The organism is Streptomyces sp. SM1 (genome assembly GCF_002910825.1).
GTDB classification, from domain to species: domain Bacteria; phylum Actinomycetota; class Actinomycetes; order Streptomycetales; family Streptomycetaceae; genus Streptomyces; species Streptomyces okerensis.
The window spans coordinates 1-3038 of the sequence record NZ_NEUB01000725.1; the positions used below are offsets into that span (position 1 = coordinate 1).

The 3038-nt window shown below is 66.7% G+C and carries 4 protein-coding genes and 1 pseudogene; 2 read left to right on the plus strand and 3 right to left on the minus strand.

What is annotated here, in order from left to right:
* The 3 genes and pseudogenes from B9S61_RS20975 to B9S61_RS20985 form a co-directional block, all read right to left on the minus strand.
* Window positions 1-184: pseudogene (locus B9S61_RS20975) on the minus strand (IS5/IS1182 family transposase); the annotation flags it as partial.
* A gap of 562 nt (window positions 185-746) precedes the next feature.
* On the minus strand, window positions 747-1268 hold the full coding sequence (locus B9S61_RS20980; protein WP_103543639.1) for a GNAT family N-acetyltransferase: 522 nt from the start codon (window positions 1266-1268) through the stop codon (window positions 747-749).
* Window positions 1265-2098 (minus strand): GntR family transcriptional regulator, encoded by an 834-nt coding sequence (locus tag B9S61_RS20985; protein ID WP_258039770.1) that lies wholly within the window; start codon window positions 2096-2098, stop codon window positions 1265-1267. The genes B9S61_RS20980 and B9S61_RS20985 overlap by 4 nt, the downstream gene beginning before the upstream one ends.
* 490 nt (window positions 2099-2588) lie before the next feature.
* On the opposite strand from B9S61_RS20985, the gene B9S61_RS40960 reads away from it, so the two are divergent.
* Both B9S61_RS40960 and B9S61_RS20990 read left to right on the plus strand, forming a co-directional pair.
* Window positions 2589-2744 (plus strand): hypothetical protein, encoded by a 156-nt coding sequence (locus tag B9S61_RS40960; protein WP_181007461.1) that lies wholly within the window; start codon window positions 2589-2591, stop codon window positions 2742-2744.
* Window positions 2745-2835: 91 nt separating this feature from the next.
* The coding region (locus B9S61_RS20990) for a DUF6284 family protein (RefSeq protein WP_103543641.1) at window positions 2836-3038 on the plus strand (203 nt) is incomplete at its 3' end.

Sequence of the window (3038 nt, forward strand, 5' to 3'; positions counted from 1 at the left end):
GGGAAAGGCGGGTGCCGTCGATGAACCAGCGCAGGACGAGCACCGCCTGCGGGAAGCAGCCCAGCGCACGCCTGCCCCTGCGGGTTCCGGCCGCGACGCGGTGATCGCGCAGCAGCCGGGCCAGGTGCTCGGCGGTGGACCGCTTCACATCGAGCACCGCGGTGTATGTGACACTGGTCGGCACGTGAGGCCCCTCGGTCAGAACAATCCGTCGCAAGATCGTTCCTACCAGGGGCCTTACGTCTGCCCGGACTTGGGGACCGCACGGGCCGCAGCGCAAGCATCGCGATCACAGCGAGCGACGGGCGCTTACCGGGAAAGACTCAATGGGTTACCGCCCTCCGCGCGAAGTTCACGCCGCATTGGAGAATTTGCGACTCACCGCATGAATTGACCCCGGCCAGATCCCTGTCCGAAAAACGCGAGGCCCCTCACTGAGGGGTGACGGCAACGATCCGGACGACGATGACGGTGCGGCCGGTGTCCCCGTAGCCGTCTGACCGGCTCCCGAAGCTGGTTGCCGTCAAACGCTGCCGTCAAGGCATAAAGCAAAGGCCCTGTGGATCACTCCACAGGGCCTTTGACATGCTGTGCACTCGGCAGGATTCGAACCTGCAACCTTCTGATCCGTAGGCGGGTGCACCCTGATGCGGCCGTCCTCTGATGAGCGATCAGCCATGGACACAGGGCCCCGCTTCGGCCGGCCCGCGTCCTCCATCGTCCGCCGGTGTCCACCCGTGTTGATGTCAGTGGTTGATGTCAGGCGCCCGTCCGGACGGGCGTTGAAAGAGCGCTCCTGACCTGCGGTGCGGCAGATCTACGATGCGTAGAAGGGTGAAGCCTTCGCCCTCGTAGTACCTGTGCAGGCCCTCGTTGTCCTTCCACGCGTCCAGACGCAGCCATCGTTTGCCCTGCGATGCGGCAAGGTCCGCAGCCCAGTCGAGCAACCGGGCGCCGACCCCGCCGCCCGCCGCCTCCCGGCTTACGGCCATGCGATGCACGTACAGCGCCCCATCCGGATCATCCTCCGGGGTCCAGAACTCAGGGTCGGCGAAGCCATCCACTTGAATCGTCGCGATCGGCTCGCCGTCCTCGAACGCGAGGAAGCACACGCCCTGCTCCAGGGCGACCGCGATGCGATCGCGGTGCGGCGGGTACTGCCACTGATCGATACCGCGCGACGCAAGCCAAGAGGACGCCCCACGCAGCAACGTTTCCACGGTGCCGAGTTCATCAGGGCGACCGGGGCGGATGAGCAGGTTGGTCATGCGTCCTCGTTCGGCGCTTCGCGCTGCCGCTCATAGGAGATCACGTGCCGGTCACCAGGCAGCACGGTCACTGCCACCCGCACGGGCTGCCCCTCGGTCGTGTATCCGGTGACGACGTGGACACCGACCGGCGTGCCGGGGCCCAGGTCCAACCGATGCGTCTGCTCCGGCGTGGGCATGCGGACGTACAGCTCATCCAGCGTCCGAACCTGCCTGTATCCGAGTTCGGCAAGTACCTCGTTGGCGCCCCGCCCGATGTCCTCCGGGCGCATGATCTCTGAGTCCCGCACGATCGTGAGCGGAAAGTAGCTGTCGTTGATGTTGAACGGCTCGCCGTCGAGGTAGCGCACCCGCTTCCGTACGGCGACCAGTTCGCCCGGCTCAAGACGCAGCCGTTTGGCCACGTCCTCGGGCGGCTCCACGATGGTGACCTCGATTTCCTGCCGTGGCTCGCGCCCTTCAGCGGAGTACTCGGTCATGAAGGCGTCCATCTCCGGTGAGTACGGCCGCTTCCGGAACTCCGCTTGAGGACGGAACACCATCGGCCGGCGGCGCCGTACGAAGTGGCCCTGTGGACGGGCCGAGACGACAAGCCCCTCGTTCACGAGCTGCGCGAGCGCCTTGCGCACGGTCTCACGCGATACGCCGTACTGATCGCGCATCTCCGCTTCCGTCGGAAGCTTCGCATCCGGCGCAAGTTCCCCGGACGCGATCTGCTCCCGTAGCGCGTCCGCAATCTGCTGGTACATCGGGTTACGCCCGAGTCGGGTCACTGCCATGCCTCCCATAGAAGCCGCAGGCTGACCGCATTGTCCAGTCAATGCGGCCAATGCTCTTGCGATCAGTCGACCGCTCTGCCAACATCCTGTCTGTAGCCATTGTACGGACAATGGCTACAGCGCCCCGGGCATTCCTGTGCTTTCTCGCAGGGCTCCCGGAGCGAAGGGGCCCGGGACAGAGCGGGCCGAGGGACCCGGACCCCTGGTCAACCGGAGGGCTCAGACCGAAAGGTCACGTCTCCATACGCCTGAAACGAGAGCTCGTGTTCTCGAAGGAGACCTGTCCGCATCCGCTTCCCACGCAAGGGGGCCGCGTGCGCAGTCAACGAAGAGCTTGGGTGTCCCGCCGCATCGGACCGGTCGGCAGGCACCAGCACAGTCATCCGGTCCACTTCCTGGTTTCGCAGCGCTGACGCTGCGGCCGGCTGCCTCTCCCGCCCGTCCGGCCCGCTCCGCGCGGGTCGTACGGGCGGGGGTGCGGGGAGTCGGGCCGGTTCGTCCGGCCGGGTCCGCCCACAACACGACCACGTCAGGAGTCCGCATGTTCGGCAAGAAGACGCAGCAGTCGACCGACCTGACCAGCCCGGAGAGCGTCAAGAAGAGCCAGACGGTCTACGACCGCATCGTCTCCGGCGAGTGCAAGGACGCCACGGCCGAGCTGGACGCCGCTCACGGCCGCAAGCCCAAGCGCGGCTGACCACACCCATCCACAAACGGCACGCCCCCGGTGCTGGAACACCGGGGGCGCTGTTCGGGCCGTACCAACCCTGTGAGAGGAACCACGACCCATGGACCACATCGTCACTGTTCAGGACGCCGTTACCGCGTTCGCCGACTTCATGGAGCCGACGAACGCCGAGCTGGACGCGATCGAGCGTGAGATGCCCGTCATCCTGGCGGACGTCGAGCTGCTGGACGCGCACATCGTCACCATCGACCGCACGCCGACCGAGCTGGACAACCGGCGCATCCGCCGGGCCCGCCGCCGCGC